At 69.0% G+C, this 26125-nt stretch carries 23 protein-coding genes; 11 read left to right on the forward strand and 12 right to left on the reverse strand.

Going from position 1 to position 26125, the window contains the following annotated elements; genetic code table 11:
- Positions 1–41 precede the first annotated feature (41 nt).
- Complete coding sequence (gene infC, locus FHU13_RS03685) at positions 42–563, forward strand: translation initiation factor IF-3 (protein ID WP_003602674.1); 522 nt, start codon at positions 42–44, stop codon at positions 561–563.
- Positions 564–681: 118 nt separating this feature from the next.
- Here infC and FHU13_RS03690 read toward each other — a convergent pair whose 3' ends face one another.
- Both FHU13_RS03690 and FHU13_RS03695 read right to left on the reverse strand, forming a co-directional pair.
- Positions 682–3018, reverse strand: coding sequence for an amylo-alpha-1,6-glucosidase (locus tag FHU13_RS03690; protein WP_183434500.1), 2337 nt, complete (start codon positions 3016–3018; stop codon positions 682–684).
- A 161-nt stretch (positions 3019–3179) separates the two neighbouring features.
- Complete coding sequence (locus FHU13_RS03695) at positions 3180–4313, reverse strand: glycosyltransferase family 4 protein (RefSeq protein WP_183434501.1); 1134 nt, start codon at positions 4311–4313, stop codon at positions 3180–3182.
- 69 nt (positions 4314–4382) lie between these two features.
- Between FHU13_RS03695 and FHU13_RS03700 the strand changes: the two genes are divergently transcribed.
- From FHU13_RS03700 to FHU13_RS03725, 6 genes are all read left to right on the forward strand, one after another.
- Complete coding sequence (locus tag FHU13_RS03700) at positions 4383–4580, forward strand: hypothetical protein (RefSeq protein WP_183434502.1); 198 nt, start codon at positions 4383–4385, stop codon at positions 4578–4580.
- A 145-nt stretch (positions 4581–4725) separates the two neighbouring features.
- The gene (gene rpmI, locus FHU13_RS03705; protein ID WP_183434503.1) at positions 4726–4929 is read left to right on the forward strand and encodes a 50S ribosomal protein L35; all 204 of its coding nucleotides are present in this window, start codon (positions 4726–4728) and stop codon (positions 4927–4929) included.
- 53 nt (positions 4930–4982) lie between these two features.
- A complete protein-coding gene (gene rplT, locus FHU13_RS03710; RefSeq protein ID WP_153874972.1) occupies positions 4983–5348 on the forward strand; it encodes a 50S ribosomal protein L20 in 366 nt (121 codons plus the stop codon).
- 184 nt (positions 5349–5532) lie between these two features.
- Entirely contained in the window at positions 5533–6612 is a 1080-nt protein-coding gene (pheS, locus tag FHU13_RS03715; RefSeq protein ID WP_183434504.1) for a phenylalanine--tRNA ligase subunit alpha, read from the forward strand.
- Between the two features lie 64 nt (positions 6613–6676).
- Positions 6677–9100, forward strand: coding sequence for a phenylalanine--tRNA ligase subunit beta (gene pheT, locus FHU13_RS03720; RefSeq protein WP_183434505.1), 2424 nt, complete (start codon positions 6677–6679; stop codon positions 9098–9100).
- Positions 9101–9116: 16 nt separating this feature from the next.
- Positions 9117–9992, forward strand: a complete 876-nt coding sequence (locus FHU13_RS03725) for a DUF1186 domain-containing protein (RefSeq protein ID WP_183434506.1) — start codon at positions 9117–9119, stop codon at positions 9990–9992.
- Here FHU13_RS03725 and FHU13_RS03730 read toward each other — a convergent pair.
- Positions 9940–10770, reverse strand: a complete 831-nt coding sequence (locus tag FHU13_RS03730) for a molybdopterin-synthase adenylyltransferase MoeB (RefSeq protein WP_183434713.1) — start codon at positions 10768–10770, stop codon at positions 9940–9942. The two genes, FHU13_RS03725 and FHU13_RS03730, sit on opposite strands and share 53 nt — an antisense overlap.
- Before the next feature lie 256 nt (positions 10771–11026).
- Here FHU13_RS03730 and dapE point away from each other — a divergent pair, with 256 nt between their 5' ends.
- Complete coding sequence (gene dapE, locus FHU13_RS03735) at positions 11027–12199, forward strand: succinyl-diaminopimelate desuccinylase (protein ID WP_183434507.1); 1173 nt, start codon at positions 11027–11029, stop codon at positions 12197–12199.
- On the opposite strand, the gene truA is transcribed toward dapE, so the two are convergent.
- The 7 genes from truA to recR all read right to left on the reverse strand — a co-directional run bounded on the left by truA (position 12184) and on the right by recR (position 18739).
- Positions 12184–12942 carry a tRNA pseudouridine(38-40) synthase TruA gene (gene truA / locus FHU13_RS03740; RefSeq protein WP_183434508.1) on the reverse strand — a complete coding sequence of 253 codons (759 nt, stop codon included), beginning with the start codon at positions 12940–12942 and terminating at the stop codon, positions 12184–12186. The two genes, dapE and truA, sit on opposite strands and share 16 nt — an antisense overlap.
- 13 nt (positions 12943–12955) lie before the next feature.
- A complete protein-coding gene (fmt, locus tag FHU13_RS03745) occupies positions 12956–13909 on the reverse strand; it encodes a methionyl-tRNA formyltransferase (RefSeq protein ID WP_183434509.1) in 954 nt (317 codons plus the stop codon).
- A 9-nt stretch (positions 13910–13918) separates the two neighbouring features.
- Positions 13919–14434: a peptide deformylase gene (locus FHU13_RS03750; RefSeq protein WP_183434510.1), complete on the reverse strand. Its 516-nt coding sequence runs from the start codon at positions 14432–14434 to the stop codon at positions 13919–13921.
- A 142-nt stretch (positions 14435–14576) separates the two neighbouring features.
- The gene (locus FHU13_RS03755) at positions 14577–15314 is read right to left on the reverse strand and encodes an SDR family oxidoreductase (RefSeq protein WP_183434511.1); all 738 of its coding nucleotides are present in this window, start codon (positions 15312–15314) and stop codon (positions 14577–14579) included.
- Positions 15314–16687 carry an FAD-binding oxidoreductase gene (locus FHU13_RS03760; protein WP_246714461.1) on the reverse strand — a complete coding sequence of 458 codons (1374 nt, stop codon included), beginning with the start codon at positions 16685–16687 and terminating at the stop codon, positions 15314–15316. Before FHU13_RS03760 ends, FHU13_RS03755 begins: the two co-directional genes overlap by 1 nt.
- A gap of 9 nt (positions 16688–16696) precedes the next feature.
- On the reverse strand, positions 16697–17884 hold the full coding sequence (locus FHU13_RS03765) for a glycosyltransferase family 87 protein (RefSeq protein ID WP_246714462.1): 1188 nt from the start codon (positions 17882–17884) through the stop codon (positions 16697–16699).
- Positions 17885–18133: 249 nt separating this feature from the next.
- Entirely contained in the window at positions 18134–18739 is a 606-nt protein-coding gene (gene recR / locus FHU13_RS03770; RefSeq protein ID WP_183434512.1) for a recombination mediator RecR, read from the reverse strand.
- Positions 18740–19044: 305 nt separating this feature from the next.
- Between recR and FHU13_RS03775 the strand changes: the two genes are divergently transcribed.
- Complete coding sequence (locus tag FHU13_RS03775) at positions 19045–20664, forward strand: phosphoenolpyruvate carboxykinase (RefSeq protein WP_183434513.1); 1620 nt, start codon at positions 19045–19047, stop codon at positions 20662–20664.
- 44 nt (positions 20665–20708) lie between these two features.
- On the opposite strand, the gene rlmN is transcribed toward FHU13_RS03775, so the two are convergent.
- Positions 20709–21986, reverse strand: coding sequence for a 23S rRNA (adenine(2503)-C(2))-methyltransferase RlmN (gene rlmN, locus FHU13_RS03780; RefSeq protein WP_183434514.1), 1278 nt, complete (start codon positions 21984–21986; stop codon positions 20709–20711).
- A gap of 102 nt (positions 21987–22088) precedes the next feature.
- Positions 22089–23828, reverse strand: a complete 1740-nt coding sequence (gene aroB, locus FHU13_RS03785) for a 3-dehydroquinate synthase (protein ID WP_183434515.1) — start codon at positions 23826–23828, stop codon at positions 22089–22091.
- Between the two features lie 251 nt (positions 23829–24079).
- Here aroB and FHU13_RS03790 point away from each other — a divergent pair, with 251 nt between their 5' ends.
- Together FHU13_RS03790 and mdh are read left to right on the forward strand one after the other, a co-directional pair.
- Entirely contained in the window at positions 24080–24811 is a 732-nt protein-coding gene (locus FHU13_RS03790; RefSeq protein ID WP_183434516.1) for a TetR family transcriptional regulator, read from the forward strand.
- A gap of 351 nt (positions 24812–25162) precedes the next feature.
- A complete protein-coding gene (mdh, locus tag FHU13_RS03795) occupies positions 25163–26125 on the forward strand; it encodes a malate dehydrogenase (protein ID WP_183434517.1) in 963 nt (320 codons plus the stop codon).

Raw genomic sequence — 26125 nt, forward strand, 5'->3', positions numbered from 1 at the left:
TGATACAGGAGAACTGAGCCATTCGCAGACCAATGAGAGCCATGCCGGCCCCGCAGAAGGACGGGCCGCGCGCAAACCGGGACATCCGCGGCGTTCGCGACGTCCAGCTCATCGACCAGGACGGGCAGAATCGGGGTGTCGTGCCCTTCTTCGACGCGCTGGCCATGGCTGAGGAGGTCGGCCTCGACCTCGTCGAAATCGCGCCGAATTCGGTCCCTCCCGTCTGCAAGTTCCTCGATTACGGGCGCTTCCGCTTCAACGAACAGAAGAAGCAGAACGAGGCCCGCAAGAGGCAGAAGACGGTCGAGGTGAAGGAGATCAAGCTCCGCCCCGGCATCGACAAGCACGATTACGAAGTGAAGATGAAGGCCGTGCAGCGGTTCTTCGAGGAAGGCGACAAGGTCAAGGTCACCCTGCGCTTCCGCGGTCGCGAGATCGCCCACCAGGATATCGGCCTCCGGCTCTTGGAGCGTGTGAAGCAGGAGACCCAGGAGATCGCCAAGGTCGAGAGCGAGCCGATGCTCGAAGGCCGTCAGATGATCATGATCCTGGCGCCGCGCTGACACGTTCCGACAGTTCCGCCGTCCCGCGGAAAAGGCTCGTCTGCGAATGCGCTGCTCCCTTGCGGGGGCGGCGCATTTTTCGTTTTCGTGCGAGGCCGCTCGGCCGCTCGTAAAAGACCTACTTCAGCATCGAGATCTGCACGTCGCCCACGCGCCGCGTCACCGCCACGGTCACATCGCCGCCGTGGCGATGCAGGCGGATATCCGCCCGTGAGTCGCCGAGCTTGAGGTTGAACAGTTCCACCGCGTCGAGGAAGCGCGGCAGGATCGGGGTGCGGAAGCGGATGCGGTTACGGGCGTGATCGAGTTCGAGCCCGAGGCAGGCCGCGAGGAAGGCGAAGGGGGCCGCCGCCGCCCAGGCCTGCGGCGAGCAGGCCACGGGGTAGCTCACGGGTCCGCGCTGACGCCGCCGCATGAAGCCGCAGAACAGCTCCGGCAGGCGCTTCTGGTCGTAGTACAGGCTCGTATCGAACATCCCCTCGAACACCTGCGCCGCCTCCTCCTTGAGGCCGTAGCGGGCGAGCCCGAGGGCGCAGATCGCGTTGTCGTGCGGCCAGATCGAGCCATTGTGGTAGGACATCGGGTTGTAGCGCGCCTCGCCCTTGGCGATGGTGCGGATGCCCCAGCCGTTGAAGCCGTCATTGGACAGAAGCTGCGCCGCGACGCGCGGGGCCCGCTCGGGCAGGGCGATGTCGGTGAACAGGGCGTGGCCGGTGTTGGAGGAACGCACGGCGCATTGCCGCTTGGCGCCGTCGAGGGCCAGCGCGTAGGTGCCGATCTCCTCGCACCAGAACGCCCGGTCGAAGTTTTCGCGCAACGTGTTGGCCTGCCCCGTCAAGCGGACCGAAAGGTCGTCCTCGCCGAGAAGGCTCGCGAGACGGGCAGCACCGCGCTTCGCCGCGTAGACGTAGCCCTGCACCTCGCACAGCGCGATCGGCCCCTTGGCCATCGCGCCGTCGGCGTGGAAGATCGAATCGTGGCTGTCCTTCCAGCCCTGGTTGGCCAGGCCCTGCTCGGTCTCGCGGGCATATTCGACGAAGCCGTCGCCGTCGCGGTCGCCGTATTGATCGATCCATTCCAGCGCCAGCTTGAGCTGCGGCCAGATCGCCCGGATCGTGCCGAGGTCACCCGTCACCTCGTAGTACTGCGCCGCCAGCATCACGAAGAGCGGCGTACCGTCGATGGTGCCGTAGTAATGGCGGAAGGGCACCTCGCCGAGCATCGCCATCTCGCCGCGGCGGGTCTCGTGGAGCACCTTGCCGGGCTGGGCATCGGCGGCCGGATCGACCTCCTTGGCCTGAGTGGCGGCGAGGAAGCGCAGCACGCCCTTACCGAAATTCGGGTCGATCCAGAGCGCCATCATCGCGGTGATGATGCCGTCGCGCCCGAACACCGTGGAGTACCAGGGGATGCCGGCGAAGGGGTAGATGCCCTCCTGGGTCCGGGTCGCCAGCATGTAGAGGTCGGCGGTCGCCCGGCAGAGCCCCTCGTTGAACTGGTCGTTCGAGGAGATGATCGTGGTGATGCCGGCGGTGATCTGGCGCTGGTCGCGGCGGTTGTCGCGGTAGGCGCGGGCGAAGATGCGGCCCTCGCTCAGGTGTCGGTCCGGCTGCTCGGCGAGGCTGCCGGCGGCGCGCGACAGGGCCGCCGCCGCGGATTCACCGGCCCGCTCGGGCCCCGGCGCGCTGGTATAGGCGCGGTGCGACTGGCAGACCACGCGGATGAACAGCGAGGTGTTGGCCCCGGGTTCGAGCTCGACCACGAACTCGGCCTTGCCCGGCTCCAGCGTGTGCGGCTTCGGCCCGAAATGCAGCGAGGTGGTGCGCACGATCTCGTCGAGGCCGGCGTAGCGGAACTGCACCTCCGTCTCGCTGCGCCGCTCGACGGTCCGCTTGCCGCGGTTCGCCCGGTCGGAGCCGCGCACCTCGAACAGGTCGCGGTAATCGGCATCGAACGTGACGCCGATGCGCAGGTGACGGCGGCGAGTGTCGTAGTTGCGCAGGCCGATGCGGTCGTAGCAGGCGCCCTTGAACAGGAACTTGGTGCGCTCGATGGCGATCAGCTCGCGGGGGATCGCGGTCTCGTCGCCCGCGTCGAGGCGGATATCGGGCGTGGTGAGATCGACGCTGAGTGCCCCGTTATCGTCCTGAATCGCCGAGGACAGCATCATCGGCCGCTCGTCCTCGATCGTCAGCGCGAGGCGCGAGAGGTAGCGGGTGTCCTGGAAGTAGAGGCCCTCCGGCCCCGGATACCAGCCGATATCGCCGTAACTGTCGAGAACGGCGAAGGCCTCACCGTATTTGAGGGCGCGTAGGGGGCGGTCCACCAGGGAGGCCTGCGCCTCGATATGATACTGCGGCAGGTTCTCGTCGGCGTCGAGAAAGCCGAATTTCGAGGCCGTCTGCCCTTCGGAGCGGTCGGCGTGGAAGTGGGCTGCGTCGTCCTGTACCGCCATGCGATGCGCCTTTTTGCCGTTGATCCGATGAGAGCGCGTGCACCCTCGCAAATCGAAGGCCGCCGGCCGCCTCTCAGCGACCGGCGGCCCTGTCGGACCCGTTCAGTTAGGCGCTCGCCCGGCCCCGGCGAGGGGCGGGGGACGAGTTTCCGTTAAGCCTTTCAGGCCGGCATCGCCGCGACGTGGATCGGGCCGTGGGCGGTGCCGTTCAGCTCACCGTACTGGGGCGAGAAGGCGCCGGCGGCGGGCATCTTGATCACGTTTCCCTGGCCGGCCAGGAGTTGCTCGTAGGCCGAGACGTACTTGCGGACCATCACCTCGGCGGTGAAGCGGCCCTCGAAATGGGCGCGGACGCCGGCCCGCGGCAGATCCTTGGCCTTGCGGCAAGCCTCGACCGCCTCGTCCATCGAGTTGACGATGAAGCCGCTGACGCCGTCCTTGATGACTTCCGGCACCGAGCCGTTGCCGAAGGCGATCACCGGCGTGCCGGCCGACATCGCCTCGATCATCACCAGGCCGAAGGGCTCCGGCCAGTCGATCGGGAAGGCCAGCGCCAGGGCATTGCCGAGGAAGTCCTTCTTCTGCTCCTCGTTGATCTCGCCGATATACTCGACCAGCGGATGATGGATCATCGGCTCGATCGTCTCGTCCCAGTACTCCTGGTCGGCCTTGTCGACCTTGGCGGCGATCTTCAGCGGGATGCCGGAGCGGATCGCCATCTCGATCGCGCGGTCGGGGCGCTTCTCGGGCGAGATGCGGCCGAGGAAGGCGAGGTAGCCGCCCTTGGCCTCCGGGTAGTACGGGCAGTTCTGCTTCGGCAGGCCGTGATGGATCGTGGCCAGCCAGTTGGAGCTCTCCGGCATCGGCTCGCGCTGGTTGTCCGAGATCGAGACCAGGGGCATGCCCGTGAACGTGTTGTAGACCGGCATGAAGTCCGGCACGTCCAGGCGACCATGCATGGTCGTCAGGCACTTGTGATACAGGTCCTCGAACATCGGATACTGCAGAAGATCGATGTGGAAGTGGATCACGTCGAACTCGTGCGCCCGGCGATGCACATGGTGCAGCATGGCGAGATGGCCCGCGGTGTGATCACGGTAGCCGAGAAGGCGCAGGCCCTCCGGATGGCAGGCGGCCAGCTTGGCCGAAGTCTGGGAATCACCGCTCGCGAACAGGGTCACGTCGTGACCCTGGCGGACGAGTTCTTCCGTGATCCACGAAACGACACGCTCGGTGCCGCCATAGAACTTCGGCGGCACGGCTTCCGCGAGCGGGGCAACCTGGGCAATGCGCACGAAGACGTCTCCTGTGACAGGAAATAGGGATGTTGGAGAGACTAATGGGGGACGCGGCCTGAGCGGGACATGAACGAAACAGACAGCCAAGGTTTATGGTTCCGCCCGGCGACTGGGGCGAGCGGCAATCTTTGCAACCCCACCGAATGCTCTCTTTCCACAGATGCCCACCCCATGGGTGCCCGCCACGGCGCGCATACCGGCAGGTCCGATCCGCCCGAGCGCGCCAAAATCCTCTTTGCAAGCCGCCTGCCATCGGTTGATTGAAACCGCGAACGGTTTCTGCCATAAGCCGCCCGCGTTGAACCGCCCGGCCGATTAGGGCTGCCGTGGCGGTTCCCGTTGCTCCAGCAGCATTCAAGCGCGAAGTGCCGGCCGCCGGTCGGATCGCTGTCGCGTTCAGGAGAGCCAAATGCCCAAGCTGAAGACGAAGTCGGGCGCCAAGAAGCGCTTCAAGATCACCGGCACCGGCAAGGTGGTCTATGCCCAGGCCGGCAAGCGCCACGGGATGATCAAGCGGACCAAGAAGCAGATCCGCAACCTGCGCGGCACCACGACCCTGTTCGAGGGCGATGCCGCCAACGTGAAGAAGTACTTCCTGCCGAACCAGCGGTAAGTCCTTCCACCTCTCGCGATCTGTTTTTGTCTTAAAGTTCCAGGAGATCTCCCATGGCCCGCGTCAAGCGCGGCGTGACCAGTCACGCGAAGCACAAGAAGGTTCTGAAGGCCGCCAAAGGCTATTACGGCCGGCGCAAGAATACGATCCGCATCGCCAAGCAGGCGGTGGAGAAGGGTCTGCAGTACGCCTACCGCGACCGCAAGAACAAGAAGCGCACCTTCCGCGCCCTCTGGATCCAGCGGCTCAACGCGGCGGTGCGCGAGCACGGCCTGACCTATTCCCGCTTCATCGACGCGCTGGCGAAGTCCGGCATCGAGGTGGATCGCAAGGCGCTCTCCGAGCTCGCCATCCACGAGCCGGCCGCCTTCGCGGCGGTGGTCGAGAAGGCGAAGTCGGCCCTGCCGAAGGCCGCCTGATCGCTCCGCCACACGGCGGAACGCTCGAAGCTTTGACAAGGCGCGGCGCGGCAAGCGCCGCGCCTTCTTCATTTGGACCTCGGCACCTCTGCCCGATGGTCTCGATTTGCAGCGTTTGCGCGCTTGCAGGAATGCAAACGACGCGCGAAGGCAGCCCGCGGACGACTGGCCAAGGACAGCGGTGATGGATCTCGACGCTCTCGAACGCGATCTTCTCGGACAGATCGAGCGGGCCGGGGACGAGGCGGGCCTCGAGGCGCTGCGCGTGGCGGCGCTCGGCAAGAAGGGCAGCGTCTCGGAACTGCTCAAGACCCTGGGCACGATGACGCCCGACGAGCGGCGTGAGCGCGGCCCGCTCATCAACGGCCTGCGTGACCGGGTGCAGGGGGCGATTGTCGAAAAGCGCGAGGCGCTGGGTCAGGCGGCCCTCGACGCGCGGCTCGCCGCCGAGCGCATCGACGTGACGCTCCCCTTGCATGAGGCGCCGGAGATCCGCGGCCGCATCCACCCGATCAGCCAAGTGATCGAGGAGATCACCGCGATCTTCGCCGATCTCGGCTTCTCGGTGGCGGAAGGGCCCGACATCGAGACGGACGAGCTGAACTTCACCGCGCTCAACTTCCCCGAGGGCCACCCGGCGCGGGAGATGCACGACACGTTCTTCCTCGCCCCCGACCATCTCGGGCGGCGCAAGTTGCTTCGCACCCACACCTCGCCGGTGCAGGTGCGCACCATGCGGGCCAAGCAGCCGCCGATCCGCGTGATCATGCCCGGCCGCACCTACCGGCACGATTCCGACCAGACCCACACGCCGATGTTCCATCAGGTCGAAGGCCTCGTCATCGACCGCTCGGCCAACATTGCCAACCTGAAATGGGTCCTGGAATCGTTCTGCCGCGCCTTCTTCGAGGTCGAGAGCGTGACGATGCGCTTCCGCCCCTCGTTCTTCCCCTTCACCGAGCCGTCGGCTGAGGTGGACATCCAGTGCTCGCGCAAGGGCGGTGAGCTGCGCTTCGGCGAGGGCACCGACTGGCTGGAGATCCTCGGCTGCGGCATGGTGCACCCCAACGTGCTGCGCAGCGGCGGTCTCGACCCGGATCAGGTCCAGGGCTTCGCCTTCGGCATGGGCATCGACCGTCTCGCGATGCTCAAATACGGCATGCCGGACCTGCGCCCCTTCTTCGAGGCGGACGTGCGCTGGCTGGAGCATTACGGCTTCCGGCCGATCGACGTGCCGAGCTTGGTCGGCGGCTTGACCGCCTGAGCCCCGCCGCCCTGACTTTCGATCCCGGCCCGGTCCGCTCCGGCGGCCGCGAGGATGTTCTGAGATGAAATTCACCCTCTCCTGGCTCAAGGACCACCTCGACACCGAGGCCTCGCTCGACGCGATCAGCGAGACGCTGACGCGGATCGGCCTCGAGGTCGAAGGCATCGAGGACAAGGCCGCCGCGCTCCGCCCGTATGTGATCGCGCGGGTGATCTCGGCCGAGCAGCACCCGAATGCCGACCGTCTGCGGGTCTGCCAGGTCGATGCCGGCGACGGCCAGCCGCTCCAGGTCGTGTGCGGCGCGCCCAACGCGCGGACCGGCATGCTCTCGGTCTTCGCGCCTCCCGGCACCTACGTGCCGGGCAAGGCCATCACCCTCTCGGTCGGCACGATCCGCGGCGTCGAGAGCCGCGGCATGCTCTGCTCCGGGGCGGAGCTGGGCTTGAGCGAGGATCACGACGGCATCCTCGATTTGCCCGCCGACGCGCCGGTCGGCACGCCCTACGCCCTCTGGGCCGGGCTCGACGATCCGGTGATCGAGATCAACCTGACGCCGAACCGCTCGGACTGCGCCTCGATCCACGGCATCGCCCGCGATCTCGCCGCGACCGGCATCGGCACCCTTAAGCGCGAGCCGCTGCCGCCGGTCCGCGGCGAGGGCGCCTGCCCGACCCCTGTCACGCTGCAGTTCGAGGCGCACGACAAGGGTCTCTGCCCGCTCTTCGCACTGCGCCTCGTGCGTGGCGTGAAGAACGGCCCGTCGCCCGAGTGGATGCAGAAGCGCCTACGGGCGATCGGCCTGCGCCCGATCAACGCGCTGGTCGACATCACCAACTACATGACCTTCGACCGCGGCCGGCCGTTGCACGTCTTCGACGCGAACAAGGTCGCGGGCGGCTTGACCGTTCGTCGGGCCGAAGACGGCGAAAGCCTCGTCGCGCTGGACGGCAAGACCTACCGGCTCGATTCGGACACGGTGGTCATCGCAGACGGCAACGGCGTCGAGTCGATCGCCGGCATCATGGGCGGCGAGGCCTCGGGCTGCGACGAGACCACCTCCGACGTGCTGATCGAGTCGGCGCTCTGGGACCCGCGCAACATCGCCCGCACCGGCCGGCGCCTCGGCATCATCACCGATGCGCGCTACCGCTTCGAGCGCGGCGTCGATCCGGCCTTCGCCCTGCCCGGGCTCGACCTCGCCACCCGCCTCGTGATCGATCTCTGCGGCGGCAGCCCGAGCGAGGCGCGCATCGCCGGCGAGATCCCGGATCTCGACCGCGTCATCGACTTCCCCTGGACCGAGGTGCGGCGGCTGGCCGGCATCGAGCTGTCGCGGGCCGAGATGAAGGTGACGCTGGAATCCCTCGGCTTCCACATCTCCGGATCGGGCGACCGCGTGAAGGTACTGCCGCCCTCGTGGCGGCCGGACGTGGAGGGCAAGGCAGACCTCGTCGAGGAGATCGTGCGCATCGCCGGCCTCGACCGGATCGAGCCGAAGCCGCTGCCGCGGATCGAGACGGTGGCGGTCGAGCCGATGCTGACGGTGCTGCAGCGGCGGGGGCGCCTCGCCAAGCGGGCGCTGGCCACCCGCGGCATGCTGGAAGCCGTGACCTATTCCTTCATCCCACACGAGGATGCGCGGCTGTTCGGCGGCGGAAGGGCCGATCTGGCGCTCGCCAACCCGATCGCCGCCGACCTCTCCGACATGCGTCCGAGCCTCGTGCCCGGCCTGTTGCGGGCCACGCAGCGCAACGCCGACCGCGGCTACCCCGACACCGCCCTGTTCGAGGTCGGCCAGTGTTTCGCCAGCGATGAGCCGGAGGGCCAGTCCCTGCGCGCCACCGGCCTGCGCCGCGGCACGGCTCGGCACGCGGGCTCCGGGCGCCACTGGAGCGGCACGGCGGACGTCGTGGATGCCTTCGAGGCCAAGGCCGACGCGCTGGCGCTGCTTGCGGCGCTGGGCGTGCCGACCGGCGGGCTCCAGATCGTCGCCGGCGGGCCCGACTGGCTGCATCCCGGCCGCTCGGGCACGCTCCAGTTCGGGCCCAAGAACGTGGTCGGCCATTTCGGCGAACTGCACCCGCGGCTCCTGAAGGCGATGGACCTCAAGGGGACGCTGGTCGCCTTCGAGATCACCCTCGATAGCCTGCCGCTGCCCCGCCACCGGCCGACCAAGGCCAAGCCTGCCCTGGCGCTGTCCGACCTCCAGGCGATCTCCCGCGACTTCGCTTTCGTCGTCCCCCGCGACGTGCCCGCGGCCGACATCCTGAAGGCGGCGCAGGGGGCGGAGCGCAAGATGATCATCGGCGTCGAGGTGTTCGACCTCTACGAGGGCGCCGGCATCCCGGACGGTTCGAAGTCGGTCGCGGTCGCGGTGCGGCTGCAGCCGGCCGAGCGAACGCCGACCGATGCGGAGATCGAGGCGGTGAGCGCCAAGATCGTCGCCGAGGTGTCGAAGAAGACCGGCGCGACGCTCCGTTCATAACCGAGGGAGGCAGGCCATGGACGCGGATCTTGTCGCGGTCCTCACGGAAGAGAACCATCTTCCGGCCGAGGCGCTGAACCGGGCCGCCCAGAACCCCGAGGCGGTCGCCGAACCGGTGCTCGCTCTTCTCGAGCGGGCGGCGGAGGATGCCGAGGCGATCGAGGACGAGGAGACCAACCTCCTGTTCTGGGGCCTGCACGCCCTGGCCGCGTCACGGGACACCCGCGTCTTCCCGCTGCTGATGCGCCTGATGCGCCAGGACGGCGAGGCGGTCGACGGGCTTCTCGGCGACGCCTCGACCGAGACCCTGCCCGCGGTGATCGCCTCGACCTTCGACGGCGACACTGCGACGCTCGCCCGGCTGATCCTCGACAGCACAGCCGACGACTTCTTGCGCAACGCGGCCTTCAACGCGTTGGGCTTCCTGACGCGGCAGGGTCGGATCCCGCTTGAAGAGGCGGAAGCACTCCTCGTGCGCTTCGACGAGGCGCGGGCGGCGGTGGAGGAGGCGCCGGCCTGGATCGGCTGGGAAGAGGCGATCGCCTATCTCGGGCTGACCGCGCTCGCGCCACGGGTCGAGGCGGCCCGGCGCGACGGGCGCATCACCGACGAGTTCAGCGACCTTCCGTGGTTCCGCAAGGCGTTGCGCCAAGCCTCCGCCGCACCGCCGGACCTCAGCGCCTTCGACGCCCACCGCTACGCCTATCTCGACGATCCGGTGGCGGCATTGGCCTGGACCGCGGAATCCTACGGCCAGCCGGTCAAGAACCCGTTCAAGGATGTCGGCCGCAACGATCCCTGTCCCTGCGGCTCGGGCAAGAAGTACAAGAAGTGCTGCCTCAACGCGGTGGAGGCGGGAGCGTCGCCGGCGCGCCCGCCGGGTCTGTCCTGACCCCGGCCCCGCTCCCGTTGAGCGGGTTATCCGGGTCCCAGGCATATCGCAGCGTCTCGAAGCGCATCGAGCGGGCATCCACCATCAGCAGGCGCCCGACCAGGGGCTCGCCGAAGCCGGCGAGCGCCCGGATCACCTCCATTGCCATCAGCGAGCCCATGACGCCGGCGAGCGCCCCGAGCACCCCGGCTTCTGAACAGGGCGCCACGCTGCCCGGCGGCGGCGGGCTCGAAAACAGGCAGCGATAAGTCGGGTTCGGATGTCCATCCGGACCGGTCTCGTGGGCGCGGATCGTCGTGAGCGAGCCGTCGAAGGCGCCGAGCGCCGCCGTCACCAGCGGTTTTTTGCCAGCGAAGCACGCGTCCGACACGGCGTAGCGGGTGGAAAAGTTGTCGGAGCCGTCGGCGACGAGGTCGTAGCCTTCGAGCAGCGCCGGGGCGTTCTCGGGGGTCAGCCGGACGGCATGGGTCTCGACGCGCACATGCGGGTTGAGCCGGGCGATCGCCTCGGCCGCGCTCTCGACCTTCGGGCGGCCGAGATCCGGCGTGCCGTGGATGACCTGACGCTGCAGGTTCGACAGCGAGACCGTATCGTCGTCGACGATGCCGATGGTGCCGATGCCGGCGGCGGCCAGATACTGGATCAGCGGCGCCCCGAGCCCGCCGGCACCGATGACGAGCACGCGCCCCGCCTTCAGCCGGGCCTGACCCGGACCGCCGACCTCGCGCAGGACGAGGTGGCGGGCGTAGCGTTCGATCTCTTCGGAGTTGAGGGCCATGAGCGCCATGTAAGCCCCTGGGGCCGGCAGCGGAAGCGGCAGGGCGTGCTGCGCGAGCGATGCGTGCATGCTACGGCTGGCCCTCCAACGATCGTCGCCGTTTCCCTCCCGCTCCCTCCTCCTGAGGTGCCGCGGAGCAGCCTCGAAGGATCCTCAGGAATCCGCTTGGAGCCTGGAAGATTCTTCGAGGCCCGCTGACGCGGGCACCTCAGGATGAGGGCGAAGGATGGGATGAGCGATTCGACCGAGCCTGACGGTGCCGCCCTTGTCCAGCCCCTCACCCCTCGCCCTCGCCCAGGCGCTGATCCGCTGCCCGTCCGTCACCCCGGAGGAGGGTGGCGCCCTGTCGTTCCTGGCGGAGGTTCTTTCGCGGGCGGGCTTCTCCGTCGAGCGTCCGGTCTTCTCCGAACCCGGCACGCCCGACATCGAGAATCTCTACGCCCGGATCGGCACCACAGGGCCGGTTCTCGTCTTCGCCGGCCATACCGACGTGGTGCCGCCGGGCGAGGCGGCCTCCTGGACCCATGGGCCGTTCTCCGGCGAGGTCGCCGACGGCTTCCTCTACGGCCGCGGCGCGGTGGACATGAAGGGCGGCATCGCCTGCATGCTCGCGGCGGCCCTCGCCTTCCTCGCCAAGGCCGGGCCGGATTTCGGCGGCTCCATCGCCTTCCTCGTCACCGGCGACGAGGAGGGGCCGGCGGTCAACGGCACGGTCAAGCTGCTCGACTGGGCGCGGGCGCGGGGCGAGCGCTTCGACCATTGCCTGCTCGGCGAGCCGACCAACCCCGATACCCTCGGCGAGATGATCAAGATCGGCCGGCGCGGCTCGCTTACGGGACGCATCACCGTGCACGGGCGCCAGGGCCACGTCGCCTATCCGCACCGGGCCGAGAACCCGATTCCCGGCCTGCTGCGCCTCGCCTCGGCGCTGGTCGCCGAGCCGCTCGACGGCGGCACCGCGCATTTCGATGCCTCGAACCTCGAATTCACGACGATCGACGTCGGCAACCCGGCCACCAACGTGATCCCGGCCTCGGCGAAGGCGGTGTTCAACGTGCGCTTCAACGACGACTGGACGGCGGACACGCTCGGCGCCGAGATCCGTCGGCGGCTGGAAGCGGCGGCCGGCAATGCGGTGCGCTTCAGCCTCGACCTTCAGCCCTCGAACGCGCCCGCCTTCCTGACGCAGCCCGACGTCTTCGTCGATCTGGTGGCGGATGCGATTCAAGCCGAGACCGGACGGCGCCCGGCGCTCTCGACCACGGGGGGCACCTCGGATGCCCGCTTCATCAAGGATGCCTGCCCGGTGATCGAGTTCGGCCTCGTCGGGCGGACCATGCACGAGACCGACGAGCGGGTGGCGGTGGCGGATCTGGAGCGGCTGACCGCGATCTACGGGCGGGTGCTGGACGCTTACTTCTCGTCGTAATCGACGCCCACAAAAGTCAGCCCACAGGCCGGTGCCAGCGGGCCGCAGCGGTGCTTGGCCTTTGTGGCCAGAATCTCCGCCACGTCGTCGGCGGAGAGGCGCCCGCAGCCGGCGAGCATCAGCGTGCCGGCCATGGCGCGCACCTGATGGTGCAGGAAGGAACGGGCCGAGGTCGCGATCACGATCTCCTCGAACAGGCCCATCCGCTGGCGCGTCACGTCGAGCTGTTCCAGCGTGCGCACGGGCGATGTCGCCTGACACTCGGCGGCGCGGAAGGCCGAAAAGTCGTGGCGTCCGAGCAGGCGTTGCGCGGCGGCGTGCATCAACCCGGCGTCGAGCGGCCAGGGCACGTGCCAGACATGGGCGCGGGTCAGCGCGGCGGGGCTGCGCCGGTTGAGGATGCGGTAGCGGTAGTGCCGCCGGATCGCCGAGTGCCGCGCGTCGAAGTCTTGCCCGACGATCTCGGCGGAGAGGATGGAGACCGGCTGCGGCCGCAGATGCGCGTTGAGCGCGTCGCGCACCGTGTCGGTGCGCCAGTCCTTGGCGAGATCGAGATGGGCGACCTGATGGATCGCGTGCACGCCGGCATCGGTGCGGCCGGCGCAGGTCAGCCGCGCCGCCTCGCCGGAGAAGCGGGTGACGGCGGCCTCGATCGCTGCCTGCACGGTCGGATCGTCGGCCTGCCGCTGCCAGCCGCAGAACGGTCCGCCGTCATACTCGATGACGAGCTTGTAGCGGGGCATCAGGGGTCAGCGCTCACGCAAAGGAGGCCCCCACCTCCAGCCGCGCCCCCCGCAAAAACTCTTCGCCGCTCGCCGTACCACCCCTGCCGGCCCGGCGCAGTTCGAGGAGCCGCACCGCGCCCGTGCCGCAGGCCACGGTGCAGGCGGCGTCGAGCAGCGTGCCCGGTGTGCCGGAGTCGTCGGTGGGCAACGCCCGCAGCACCTTCACCCGCTCCGGTCCCTTGTCTCCCCCCTTGCCGAGCCCCTTGCCGAGATCGGCCTCGAAATAGGCGCCGGGAAACGGCGACAGCCCGTTGATGTGGCGCGCGACCTCCGCCGCCGGGCGCGACCAGTCGATCCGCGCCTCTTCGTTGGTGATCTTGTGGGCGTAGACCACGCCCTCGGCCGATTGCGGCGCGAAGGTCAGGCCGTCCCGCTCCAGCGCCTGGATCGCCCGTCCCATCAGGTCGGCGCCGAGCGGCATCAGCCTGTCGTGCAGCTCGCCCGCGGTCATCCCCTCGGGGACGGACACGCGCGCTTCCATCGCCACCGGCCCGGTATCGAGCCCGGCCTCCATCCGCATGACGCCGACGCCACTCTCCCCGTCCCCTGCCATCACCGCCCGCTGAATCGGCGCCGCGCCGCGCCAGCGCGGCAGCAGCGAACCGTGCAGGTTGAGACAGCCGAAGCGCGGCAGGTCGAGGATCGTTTGCGGCAGCAGCATGCCGTAGGCGACGACCACCGCCACGTCCGCACCGTGGCCGGCGAATTCTTCCGCCGCCTCCGGCGTCTTCAGCGTCGCGGGGGTCAGAACGGGGATGCCCAGCGCCTCGGCACGGGCATGGACGGGTGAGGGCTTGAGCGCCATGCCGCGGCCGGCCTTGGCCGGGGCGCGGGTGTAGACGGCGGCGATGGCGTGGCCGTCGGCGTGGAGACGGTCCAGGGTGGGAACGGCGAAATCCGGCGTCCCCATGAAGACGATGCGCATCGGACCCCGTCAGGCGGCGTCGCGCTTGGCGGCCTTGGTGAACTTCTTCATCACCCGGTCGCGCTTGAGCCTCGACAGGTGATCGATGAACAGCACGCCGTTGAGATGGTCGATCTCGTGCTGGAGGCAGGTGGCGAGCAGGCCGTCAGCCTCCTGCTCCACCATCTCGCCGTCGAGGGTCATGTAGCGCACCCGAACGCGGTCCGGCCGCTCGACCTCGCCGTAGAATTCGGGGATCGACAGGCAGCCCTCGTCGTAGACGCGCTTCTCCTCCGACACCCAGACGATCTCCGGGTTGATGTAGACGGTGGGGTTCCGGGCCGTCTCGTCCTTCGAGGTGTCGATGGTGACGACGCGCTTGGCGACCCCAATCTGGATCGCGGCGAGGCCGACGCCGGGGGCGTCGTACATCGTCTCGATCATGTCGCGGGCGAGCGTCCGGATCTCGTCGGTGACCGTCGCCACCGGCTCGGAGATGAGGCGTAGCTGCGCGTCGGGCAGGATCACGAGGGGGCGGACGGTCATAGCTTCCGGGCCGGAATGGGCAAGGGCATGGAAAGGGGGATGAAGACGCGCGAAAACGCGTTTCCTCACCCGGAGATAGGCGGCGGCACGGGGGCGGTCAAATGTCCAGATCGAGTACGGCCCGGGCGCGCCGGGGCCGCGATCACAGGCTCAGGCGCTTGAACACGGGCTCGGGGATCGCGCCGATCACCGCCATGACGAGGCGCCAGACCTTGCGCACGTAGATGATGTCGCGGCCTCCCCCTTCCGCGGCGGCGTAGACGGCCTGCCCGACCTCGGACGGCGCGGCGGTCAGCAGCGGCGGCAGGCGCATGCCGCGCGTCATCCGGGTGCGCACGAAGCCGGGCTTGACCGTCACGACCCGGACACCGCTTTTGGCCAAGCGGTTGCGCAGGCCGGAGAGGAAGGCGGTGAAACCGGCCTTGCCGGCTCCGTAGACGTAGTTCGAGCCGCGCCCCCGGTCGCCGGCCACCGAACTGATGCCGACGATCACGCCGCTGCCGCGCGCGGCGAAGCGCTCGGCGATGAGGCCGAGCAGCAGGGACGGCCCCAAAAAATTCGTCCGCATCACCTGCTCGGCATGGGCGAGGTCGCCCTCGGCCCGGCCCTGGTCGCCGAGTTCGCCGACCGCGCAGACGACCGTGTCGGGGAGCGCCGGCAGCCCGTCGAGCCATGCGGCGAAGCTCTCCGTCTCCAGGATGTCGAGGCGCAGCAGCGCGACCTCGGCCCGATGGCGCGCGAGGAGGTCGTCGGCGTTGCGCTGGGCCCGCTCCGGGTCGCGTGCCGCCAGCAGGATGCGCCAGCCGGCCTCGGCGTAGCGCGCGGCCACGGCGTGGCCGATATCGGAGGTGGCCCCGACGAGGAGCAGGGTTCCGGCCATCACAATCCCAGGCGCGTGGAGAGGCGGGAGGCGAGCACCCCGTCGGCACCGAGCCGCCGCCGGAGGTCTCGGAAGGCGGGGAGGGCGGGATAGCCAGCCTCGAAGGTGTCGCGGCTCTGCCGGGCATCCTTGGCGAGGTAGAGCCGCCCGCCCGCAGCGACGACGCAACGGTCGAGCGCGTCGAGCAGGGCGAAGGTCGCCGCGTTCGCCGGCAGGTCGAGGGCCAGCGTGTAGCCCTCCATCGGGAAGGACAGCCCGCCGCCGCCGGGGCCGAGCCGCTTGAGCACCGCCAGCGGCGAGGCGGTGCCGAGGCGGGCGACCCGGTCGAGCATCCCCGACAGCACCGCCTCGGCCCCGAGCCGGGGAACGACGCATTGGTGCTGCACGAAGCCGCGGGCGCCGTAGAGGCGGTTCCAGGCCGCGAGCCCGTCGAGGGGGAAGAAGTAGCTGTGCCACGGCACGAGGGCCGAGGCACCCGCTGCCCTCCCGCGGCGAAAATACAGCGCGTTGAAGGCCGTGACCGAGGCGCGGTTCAGGGTCCAGCCTGGCAGTCCTGGCGGCACCGTGAGCCGGCCCCGAGGCGGAATCGGAAAAGGGTCGCGCCCGGCGGCGAGGCAGACCTCGCGGCCGGCATGCTCGCCGCGATAGACGAGGCCGCGTCCGAGGGCGGGTCCGCGGGCGAGGCAGTCGATCCAGGCGACGGAGTAGGTCGCCGCGTCGTCCGCATCCAGCGCCCGCAGCATCGCGCCGAGGTCGGCAGCGACGCGGGTCTGCTGGCGGATCCAGCCGCTCTCGACCGGCCGCAGGTGGAAGGTCGCGTCGAGGATCGTGCCGGTCAGCCCCATCCCGCCGACCGTCATGGCGAAGAGTTCGGGCTCCCGGTCGCGCGCGCAGAGGCGCGGGACGCCGTCGGGCGTCAGAACGGTCAGGGCCTCCACATGGGCACCGAAGCCGCCCTCGCGGTGGTGGTTCTTGCCATGGACATCGGAGGCGATCATCCCGCCGACGGTCACGAACTGCGTGCCGGGCACGACCGGCGGAAAGAAGCCCCGCGGCAAGAAGGTGCGGACGATGTCGGCGAGGGTGACGCCGGCCTCGGCCCGCAGCCGACCGCTGGCGGGATCGAAGCCACGCAGCCGGTCGAGAGCGCCGGTCAGGACGGTGGTGCGCCGGCCGACGGCCGCGTCGCCGTAGGCGCGCCCGGCGCCGCGGGCAATCACGCCCCGCCGGCCATGCAGGAGCGCGGGGAGGGTCTCGGGCGAATCCGCCGCCAGGATCTCACTGGCCGCGCGAGGATACCGTCCCCAGCCGGAGATCATCCGGGAGCTGCGTGCCTCCGGCCCCGCCTCGGTGAGGGTAAGGTTTGCGTGCATCACCGGCCCTCAGGCGGCAATCGGGCCGACCGGCACGACCCTCGTCCCCGCTGCATCGAGACCGGCCGCGGCCCGCCCCCGGCGCAGGATGCGCCAGACCAGCGCGAGCAGGAGAAGGAAGGGCGGGGCGGCCAGCGAGATCTCGACCGAGGACGCGGCCTCCGTTCCGACCAGGGCTTCGTGCAGCCCACCGGCCACGAGGCCGTAGCCGCCCACCATCCAGCCGAGCACCAAGAGCGCGACCTCTTCCCCTCGGCTGGCCCGTCCGAGGAGATCCGGCAGCAGCAGGGCGAGGGCGACGCCGTAGAGCGGCAGGTCGTAGTCGTAGGCGTAGGGGCTGACGAACAGGCTCGCCAGCGCGGCAAGGCCGACGACCTGCCGCCGCGGCATGCCGCGCCGGAGGGCGAGCGGGATGAGGCCGAGGACCGCCACGGCCGTCGCCGCCTGGGCGGCCAGCGCCAGGGCGGCCGGCAGATCGAGGCTGCGCAGCCACGCGTAGACCGAGATCATCCGGAAGAGAGGGTAGGCGCCCGCGGCCAGAAATGCCTTGGCCTCGTCCACGCCGCCGAAGAAGGCCGGCCAGATCGCGGGGCCGAGCACCAGGGTGGAGAGGCCCAGAGCGAATCCGGCCGTCGCGGCGGCGAGCGCGAGACAGCGCCAGCGGCGCAGAACGAGAGCGCCGACCGCGAGTCCGATCGCGAGATGCGGCTTGATCACCATCAGGCCGAGCGGAAGGCCGGCACGCGCGCCCCCGCTCAGGAGACCGAGACCGGTCAGCCCGATCAGCGTGCCCATGAGGAAGCCGTTCTGGCCGCCGGCCACCGCGACGAAAAGAACCGGTGCCAGCGCGACGACGACGGTCGCGAAATGCGGGCCGGCGATCCGGCGCAGGACGAGCAGGTAGGTCGCGAGCGTCGCGCCGACGAAGAGGAGGTAGGCGAGGCCGATCGGCAGGGGGGCGAGCGCCGCCACCACGAGATTGAAGGGCGGGGGATAGGTCCAGGGCAGAAAGGCTTGATCGCCCGTGAGAGCCTGCTGGACCTCCAGCAGAGCGGGGAGATGGTAGGCCTGCGCGATGTCACCCCGCCACACCATCCGGCCGGCGATGTGGAAGGCGTCGAAATCCGTGATGTCCTGAGCGGGAAGAAGTCCGGCGTAGCGGAGCGCCTTGCTGAGCATGACCGCGGCAAGGCTCATCAGGAGCATCCGCACCACGAAGGGGGTCGCCAGCCTTTCGTGGAGCCTCGGAACTTCGAGCCTCGGCGCACAGCCGCGGTCCTGTTCCGGTCGAAGATCCATCATGGTCGAGCCGAGACGGTCCGTGCGGGAAATACTGTCTTTCGGCACAGCCGCGCTGGTCCGCGACCAGATTTGTCATGGCGCGATTTAAGAAGCCGTTACGGGATCGTTCGAACGAAGTCGGCGTGGTTCCGCGAAAGGCCGCCCTCAGAACGCCGTGCGGCTGCGGATCGCCGCCGTGAGCGTGCCCTCGTCGAGATAATCGAGTTCGCCGCCCACCGGCACGCCGTGGGCGAGACGCGTGATCGTCAGCCCGAGATGCTTGAGCGATTCGGTGACGTAGTGGGCGGTGGTCTGGCCATCGACCGTCGCGTTCAACGCCAGGATGATCTCCTTCACCCCCGGCTCGCTCGCTCTCTCCACGAGGCGGGCGATGGTGAGGTGTTCGGGCCGTACCCCGTCGAGCGCCGAGAGCACGCCGCCGAGCACGTGGTAGCGCGCCTTGACCGCGCCGGAGCGCTCCAAGGCCCAGAGGTCGGACACGTCCTCGACCACGACGAGGGTGGTAGGGTCACGCGTCTCGTCGCGGCAGATCGTGCAGGGGTCGCTGGTGTCGACGTTGCCGCAGGAGCGGCACACGACGATGCGCTCGGCGGCGATCCGCATCGCGTCGGCCAACGGCGCGAGCAGGGTCTCGCGCTTCTTGATGAGCTGGAGCGCGGCTCTACGGGCGGAGCGGGGCCCGAGGCCCGGCATCCGCCCGAGAAGCTGGATCAGGCGCTCGATCTCGGGGCCGGCGACGGCTTGGGGCATGCGGGGCGATACGGCTGTGGCTGAGGAGGGGCGGCAGGCGCCCTCCCTCACATAAGCCTTCCGCCGGAATTTTGCCCGTTCAGGATCCGGACAGCCCGGCCGCCCCGTGAGGAGCCGGCGTGCAAATTTTTTTTGAGCCCCTACCAAGGATTAGTTGACGGCCAAGCCGGAGACCGATCCATTGAGTGCCGGGGCGGAGAACCTGCGTGCGGCGGCCCTGACCGACCGCGCGGACGCCTCGCGAGTCAAACACGAAACAGCCGGAGAGACCGGCGCGATCAGGGGCCGTGAGGGAGGGAAAGCCCATGAAGACCATTGGTGAATTCAATGCGGCCCATGGTCCGGAGGCGATCGGCCTGACCGATCTCGCCGCCGTGCACTGGAACCTCGAAGCGCCCCGTCTCTACGAGGAGGCCCTGCAGCGCGGCGAGGCACAGCTCGCCCGCGGCGGCGCGCTGGTGGCGACCACCGGCAGCCACACCGGCCGCTCCCCCAAGGACAAGGTCGTGGTGCGCGACGCCAGCACCGAGAACGAGATCTGGTGGGACAACAACGGCTCGATCACCCGCGAGCAGTTCGCGACGCTGCTCGACGATTTCCGGGCTCATGCCCGCGGCAAGGAGCTGTTCGCCCAGGATCTCTACGGCGGCGCCGATCCGGCCCACCGCGTGCGGGCGCGGGTCTATACCGAGTTCGCGTGGCACTCCCTGTTCATCCGCAACTTGCTGATCCGGCCCGAGCGCGACGCGCTTGGCCAATACGTGCCGGAGCTGACGATCATCGACCTGCCGAGCTTCCAGGCCGATCCGGCCCGGCACGGCTGCCGCTCCAAGACCGTGATCGCCATCGATTTCGCGCAGAAGATCGTGCTGATCGGCGGCTCGGCCTATGCCGGCGAGATGAAGAAGTCGGTCTTCACTTACCTCAATTATGTGCTCCCCGGCGCGGGCGTGATGCCGATGCACTGCTCGGCCAACGCTGCGCTCGATGAGACCGGCGACTCGGCCCTGTTCTTCGGCCTGTCCGGCACCGGCAAGACCACGCTGTCGAACGATTCATCGCGAAAGCTCATCGGCGATGACGAGCACGGCTGGAGCCGGGACGGCATCTTCAACTTCGAGGGCGGCTGTTACGCCAAGACCATCCGGCTGTCGCGCAACGCCGAGCCGGAGATCTACGCCACCACCGAGCGCTTCGGCACGGTGATGGAGAACGTCGTGATCGACCCGCTCACCCGCGTGCCGGACTTCGACGACGCCTCGCTCACCGAGAACACCCGCTGCGCCTACCCGCTCGACTTCATCGCCAATGCCAGCGCCACCGGCCGGGCCGGGCATCCGAAGAATATCGTGATGCTGACCTGCGACGCCTTCGGCGTGATGCCGCCGATCGCCAAGCTCACCGGCGCCGAGGCGATGTACCACTTCCTCTCGGGCTACACCGCCAAGGTGGCGGGCACCGAGCGCGGCCTGACGGCGCCGGAGGCGACCTTCTCGACCTGCTTCGGCGCCCCGTTCATGCCGCGCCATCCGAGCGTCTACGGCAACCTGCTGCGGGAGCTGATGGCCGAGCACGGCGTCGATTGCTGGCTCGTCAACACCGGCTGGACCGGCGGCGGGGTCGGCACCGGGCGGCGCATGCCGATTCGCGTCACACGCCGGCTGCTCACGGCGGCGCTCGACGGCTCGCTGGCGCAGACGGAGTTCCGCCGCGATCCGTATTTCGGCTTCTCGGTGCCCGTCGAAGTGCCCGGCATCGAGACGCAGGTGCTGTCGCCGGTCGAGACCTGGACCAACAAGGCGGCCTTCGCCGAGACCGCCACGCGCCTCGTCACGATGTTCCGTGAGAACTTCAAGCGCTTCGAGAGCCACGTCGATGCCGATGTGCGCGCTGCAGAGCCGGCCATGGCGCCGATCGCGGCCTGAGCGATCACAGCCCTCCCCGCGCGAGCGGGGAGGGGACAAACGAATCAGTCGACCTGATCCGCGTAGACGGCCTCGGCGCCCATGCCCTCTTCGAGCATCATCCGAGCCCGGGCGCGCAGCTTCTCCGTCTCGCTCTTGAGCTGACCGCAGGCCGCCAGGATGTCGCGTCCGCGCGGGGTGCGCACCGGCGAGGCGTAGCCGGCGTTGAACACGAACTCCGAGAACCGCTCGATCCGCTCCCAGTCCGAGCACTCGTATTTCGAGCCGGGCCAGGGATTGAAGGGGATCAGGTTGATTTTGGCCGGGATGCCCTTGAGCAGCCGCACCAGGGCGCGGGCATCGGCATCCGAATCGTTGACGCCCTTGAGCATCACGTACTCGAAGGTGATGCGCCGGGCATTGCTCAGCCCCGGATAGTTCCGGCAGGCATCGAGAAGCTGCTCGATCGGGTACTTGCGGTTCAGGGGCACCAGCTCATCGCGCAGGTCGTCGCGCACCGCGTGCAGCGAGATCGCCAGCATGGCGTTGGCTTCCAGCCCCAGCCGCTCGATCTGCGGCACCACGCCGGAAGTCGAGACCGTGATGCGCCGTCGCGAGAGCGCGAGGCCCTCCTGATCCGACATCACCGCGATGGCGTCGATCACCGCATCGAGATTGTAGAGCGGCTCGCCCATGCCCATGAACACGATGTTGGTCACAAGCCGCCCGGCCTCGCCGCTATCCTTGCCCGGCATCTGGCCGGTGAAGTCGCCGAGCGCATCGCGGGCGACGACGAGCTGCGAGACGATCTCGGCGGTGGAGAGGTTGCGCACGAGGCGCTGCGTGCCGGTGTGGCAGAACGAGCAGGTCAGCGTGCAGCCGACCTGGGACGAGACGCAGAGCGTGCCGCGGTCGTCGCCGGGGATGTAGACGCACTCGATCTCGGCGCCGCGATTGTGGTCGTGCGCGCCGGTCGGCGCCATGCGCAGCAGCCACTTGCGGGTGCCGTCGCGGGAGACCTGCTCGGTGACGACCTCCGGGCGGTCGAGGGAGAAGTGATCCGCGAGCTGCGCCTTCAAGCCCTTGCCGACATTGGTCATCTCGGCGAACTCGCGGGCGCCGCGCACGTAGATCCAGTGCCAGATCTGACTCACCCGCATCCGCGTCTCGCGCTCGGGCACGCCGATGCCGAGCAGCGCAGCTTTCAGACCCTCGCGGGTCAGGCCGACGAGGGAGGCCTTGCGGCCGGGCAGGGTCGAGAGGGCGGTGACCTCGGGGGCCTTCTCGATTGCGGGGAGGGCGCGCGATGCGCCCGGGGCGGAGTCGAACGACGCCGTCGCCATGGCTCAAGACCTTAGGAAGCTGGAACGGCTCTCATATAGGCGCATTCGGGCGGGAACGCGACTGCACCCGCTCCAGCCCTCCCTTGCACCGCACTGGGCCGTTCAGCCCCGCAACTCCTCCTGCAGGAACGCCCGCACCTCCGCCGCGTCGATGCCCGGCGCGATGAAGCTCTGGCCGATGCCATGGGCGAGGATGAAGGTGAGCTGGCCGTCGCGGACCTTCTTGTCCTGGGCCATGGCGTCGAGGAGCGCGTCCGGGTCGCCGGCCCCGCCCGGCACCTGTTGCAGGCGGGTCGGCAGGCCGGCGAGCGCGAGGTGGTTGGCGACACGGCCCGCATCCTGGCCGGGGCAGAGGCCGAGCCGGGCCGAGAAGCGGAAGGCCAGAGCCAGTCCGATCGCGACGCCCTCGCCGTGGACGAGGCGGGCGGCGTCGTAGCCGGTCAGTCGCTCGAGGGCATGGCCGAAGGTGTGGCCGAGATTGAGCAGCGCCCGCTCGCCGTCCTCCCGCTCGTCGCGGGTCACGACACCGGCCTTGGCGCGGCAGCAGGCCGCCACCGCCTCGTCGCGCTCCGGCCCGCCGGAGAAGATGCCGGCCCAGTTCGCCTCGCACCATTCGAAGAAGTCGGCGTCGCCGATCAAGCCGTACTTGGCGACCTCGGCGTAGCCCGCCCGCATCTCGCGCTCCGAGAGTGTGTCGAGGGTCGCGGTATCGGCCAGAACGAGGCGTGGCTGGTGGAAGGCGCCGATCAGGTTTTTTCCGAGTGGCGAGTTGATGCCCGTCTTGCCGCCGACCGACGAATCAACCTGCGCGAGCAGGGTCGTGGGCACTTGGACGAAGCGGACGCCGCGGCGCAGGGAGGCCGCGGCGAAGCCTGCGAGGTCGCCGACCACGCCGCCGCCAAGCGCCACCACGAGATCGCCGCGCTCGATCTTCTGGGTCAGGAGCCCGTCGCAGACCCGGGCGAACTCCGCGTAGCTCTTCGAGGCTTCGCCCGGAGGCACCGCGATGATCCCGCAGCGCAGACCGGCGGCCTCCAGGCTCGCCCGCACGCGCTCGCCGTAGAGGCCGGCGACCCTCTCATCGGTGACGATGCCGGCGGCCTTAGCGCCGAGATCGCGCGCCTCCGCACCCGCCGCATCGATGAGGCCCCGGCCGATCCGGATGTCGTATTCGCGCCCACCCGAGAGAGGAACGTTCACGCGCATGGGTTGTTGCTTCATAGAAAATGTCAAATGTTGTGTTTGAACCACGCTGGACGGGTTGATGTGGATGTCGAGAGCTTCCATCACATCCTCCACCACGCGGTCGTGAGACACTTCGCGGGACAGCACCGTGACATCGGCCTGGGCATAGACCGGATGGCGTACCTCCATCAGCGCGCGCATGGTCGCCTCCGGATCCTCGGTCTGGAGGAGGGGGCGGGTGTTGCGCTTGCGCACGCGGCGCATCAGCACATCGAGATCGGCCTTGAGCCAGACCGAGATGCCGCCCTCGGCGATCCGCGCCCGCGTCGCCTCGCGCATGAAGGCGCCGCCGCCGGTCGCCAGCACCATCGGCCCCTCGCGCAGCAGACGCGCGATCACGCGCTCCTCGCCCTCGCGGAAGCTTGCCTCGCCGTAGATCGTGAAGATGTCGGCAATGGTGAGCTTGGCCGCCGCCTCGATCTCATGGTCGGCATCCTTGAACATCAGGCCGAGGCGGCCTGCGAGACGGCGGCCGACGGTGCTCTTGCCCGCCCCCATCAGACCGACGAGCACGATCGACCGGGCTCCAAGGCCGCGGCGCAGGCGTGCTTCGATCGGTTCGCCGGGCGGCGGCGCCGGCGGCAGGGGGACGGTCATCGGGCGGTCATAGACGGTTTTGCGGATGCGGCGAAGCGCCGGGTATCGCCGTCCACGCCCGGCCGGAAGCCCCCTGATCGCGCCCTGCGTGCATTCCAAACGGGATCCTCACAAAAACCGGAACCGGGAGGGGTTGCAAAGTGCCGCGTGGACGGGGAGGCTCGTACGCGAGCGCGTGGGACGGCACCGCTCTCGACTAGGCTTGCCCAGTCGAGTGCCCCCACGCTTGTTGTCTCTGTGCCAGGAAAGTCATGTTGCCGTACGGATCAGTTTCCCTTCCCGTCACCCTGACCGACAGCGAGAGGGAGGCGAGCGATCCAATCTCCGATCCGCGTGCCGGCCCCGCTCGTCCGCACCGCCTCAGCGGCCCCGCCGCCCGCGCCAGACCCACGCCGGTCTCGACGGATGCGCGGCTGCTGGCCATCGCCACGGAGCACCTGACCCGGCTCGGCCCTAAACGCGTGACGGTGGTGGCGGTCGCGGCGGAAGCCGGCATGACCCATGCCAACGTCTACCGCTACTTCCCCTCGAAGGACGCTCTGCTCGACGCGGTCGCCGGGCGCTGGCTGCGCGACCTTGAGACGGAACTCGCCGGCATCGCCGACGCGCCCGATCCGGCCGACGACAAGATCGAGCGCTTCATCAGCGCGCTTGCCAGTGCGCAGAGCGAGATGCTGATCCGCGAGCCTAACCTGTTCGCAGTGCATCTCGACGCCACCGTCGCCTCCCGCCCGATCGCCCGCCGCCACCGCGTAAGGCTGCGGGCCCTCGTCGAGCGAGTGGTGGAGGAGGGGATCGGCACCGGCGTCTTCGCCGCCCGCGACCGTGAGCGGGCCATCGCCGTCATCTTCGACGCCAGCTACCGCTTCACCCACCCGGTGGCGATCCAGCACGACGCGGACGTGCCTCGCGACCTGCTCGACGCCCGGCTCGGGGCCGTGATCCAGTCGATCCAGCGGGCCCTGCGGACGGGAACTTTCTGAATACGGAATATGATCTCGCTGCTGCATCGCGGCGCGACCGAGTTATCACGTAATGACAGACCGAGAATCCTGTCACTAACCCCTTGCCGGCTGTCCTTTGCCACCGCCAAGGAACCTAAATTTCTGAAATTCATCGGTTTTTACCAATAGCCCGTTGCTCTTGGCGGTTCTCCGGCTGTGATCCGGCCCCGCTCACCCGGACCTTCGTCGGGTTGAAGCCCTGTGGCTTTTCCGCCAAACACCGCCCCATCAGAATTGATCGGCGAAGGTTCGGCTGCAGCGCACCATCCGCGACATCGCCGACACGTTTTTCCGAACCGTCGCGAATTCCGACCGGAGGCTAGACCATCCATGGCACGCAGCAAGATCGCGCTCATCGGAGCCGGGCAGATCGGCGGGACGCTCGCCCATCTCGCGGGCCTCAAGGAACTCGGTGACGTGGTGCTGTTCGACATCGTCGACGGCGTGCCGCAGGGCAAGGCGCTCGACATCGCCGAGTCCGCCCCGGTCGAGGGCTTCGATGCCAAGTATTCGGGCGCCAGCGACTATTCCGCGATCGCCGGCGCCGACGTGGTGATCGTGACGGCGGGCGTGCCGCGCAAGCCCGGCATGAGCCGCGACGATTTGATCGGCATCAACCTGAAGGTGATGGAAGCGGTCGGCGCCGGCATCAAGGAGCATGCCCCCGACGCCTTCGTCATCTGCATCACCAACCCGCTCGACGCGATGGTATGGGCGCTGCAGAAGTTCTCTGGCCTGCCCACCAACAAGGTCGTCGGCATGGCCGGCGTGCTCGACTCCGCCCGCTTCCGCCACTTCCTGGCCGAGGAGTTCGGTGTGTCGGTCGAGGACGTGACCGCCTTCGTGCTCGGCGGCCACGGCGACGACATGGTGCCGCTGACCCGCTACTCGACGGTGGCCGGCGTGCCGCTGACCGATCTGGTCAAGCTCGGCTGGACCACTCAGGAGAAGCTCGACGCCATGGTCGAGCGCACCCGCAAGGGCGGCGGCGAGATCGTCAACCTGCTCAAGACCGGCTCGGCCTTCTATGCGCCTGCGGCCTCCGCCATCGCCATGGCCGAGAGCTACCTGCGCGACAAGAAGCGGGTGCTGCCCTGCGCGGCCTACCTCTCGGGTGAGTACGGCGTCGACGGCCTCTATGTCGGCGTGCCGGTGGTGATCGGCGAGAACGGCGTCGAGCGTGTCCTCGAAGTGACGTTCGACGAAGCCGAGAAGGCGATGTTCGAGAAGTCGGTCGGCGCCGTGAAGGGCTTGATCGCGGCCTGCCAGGGCATCAACGAAAAGCTCGCTTAA

Source organism: Methylobacterium sp. R2-1, from assembly GCF_014191355.1.
In the GTDB taxonomy this organism is placed as follows: Bacteria; Pseudomonadota; Alphaproteobacteria; order Rhizobiales; family Beijerinckiaceae; genus Methylobacterium.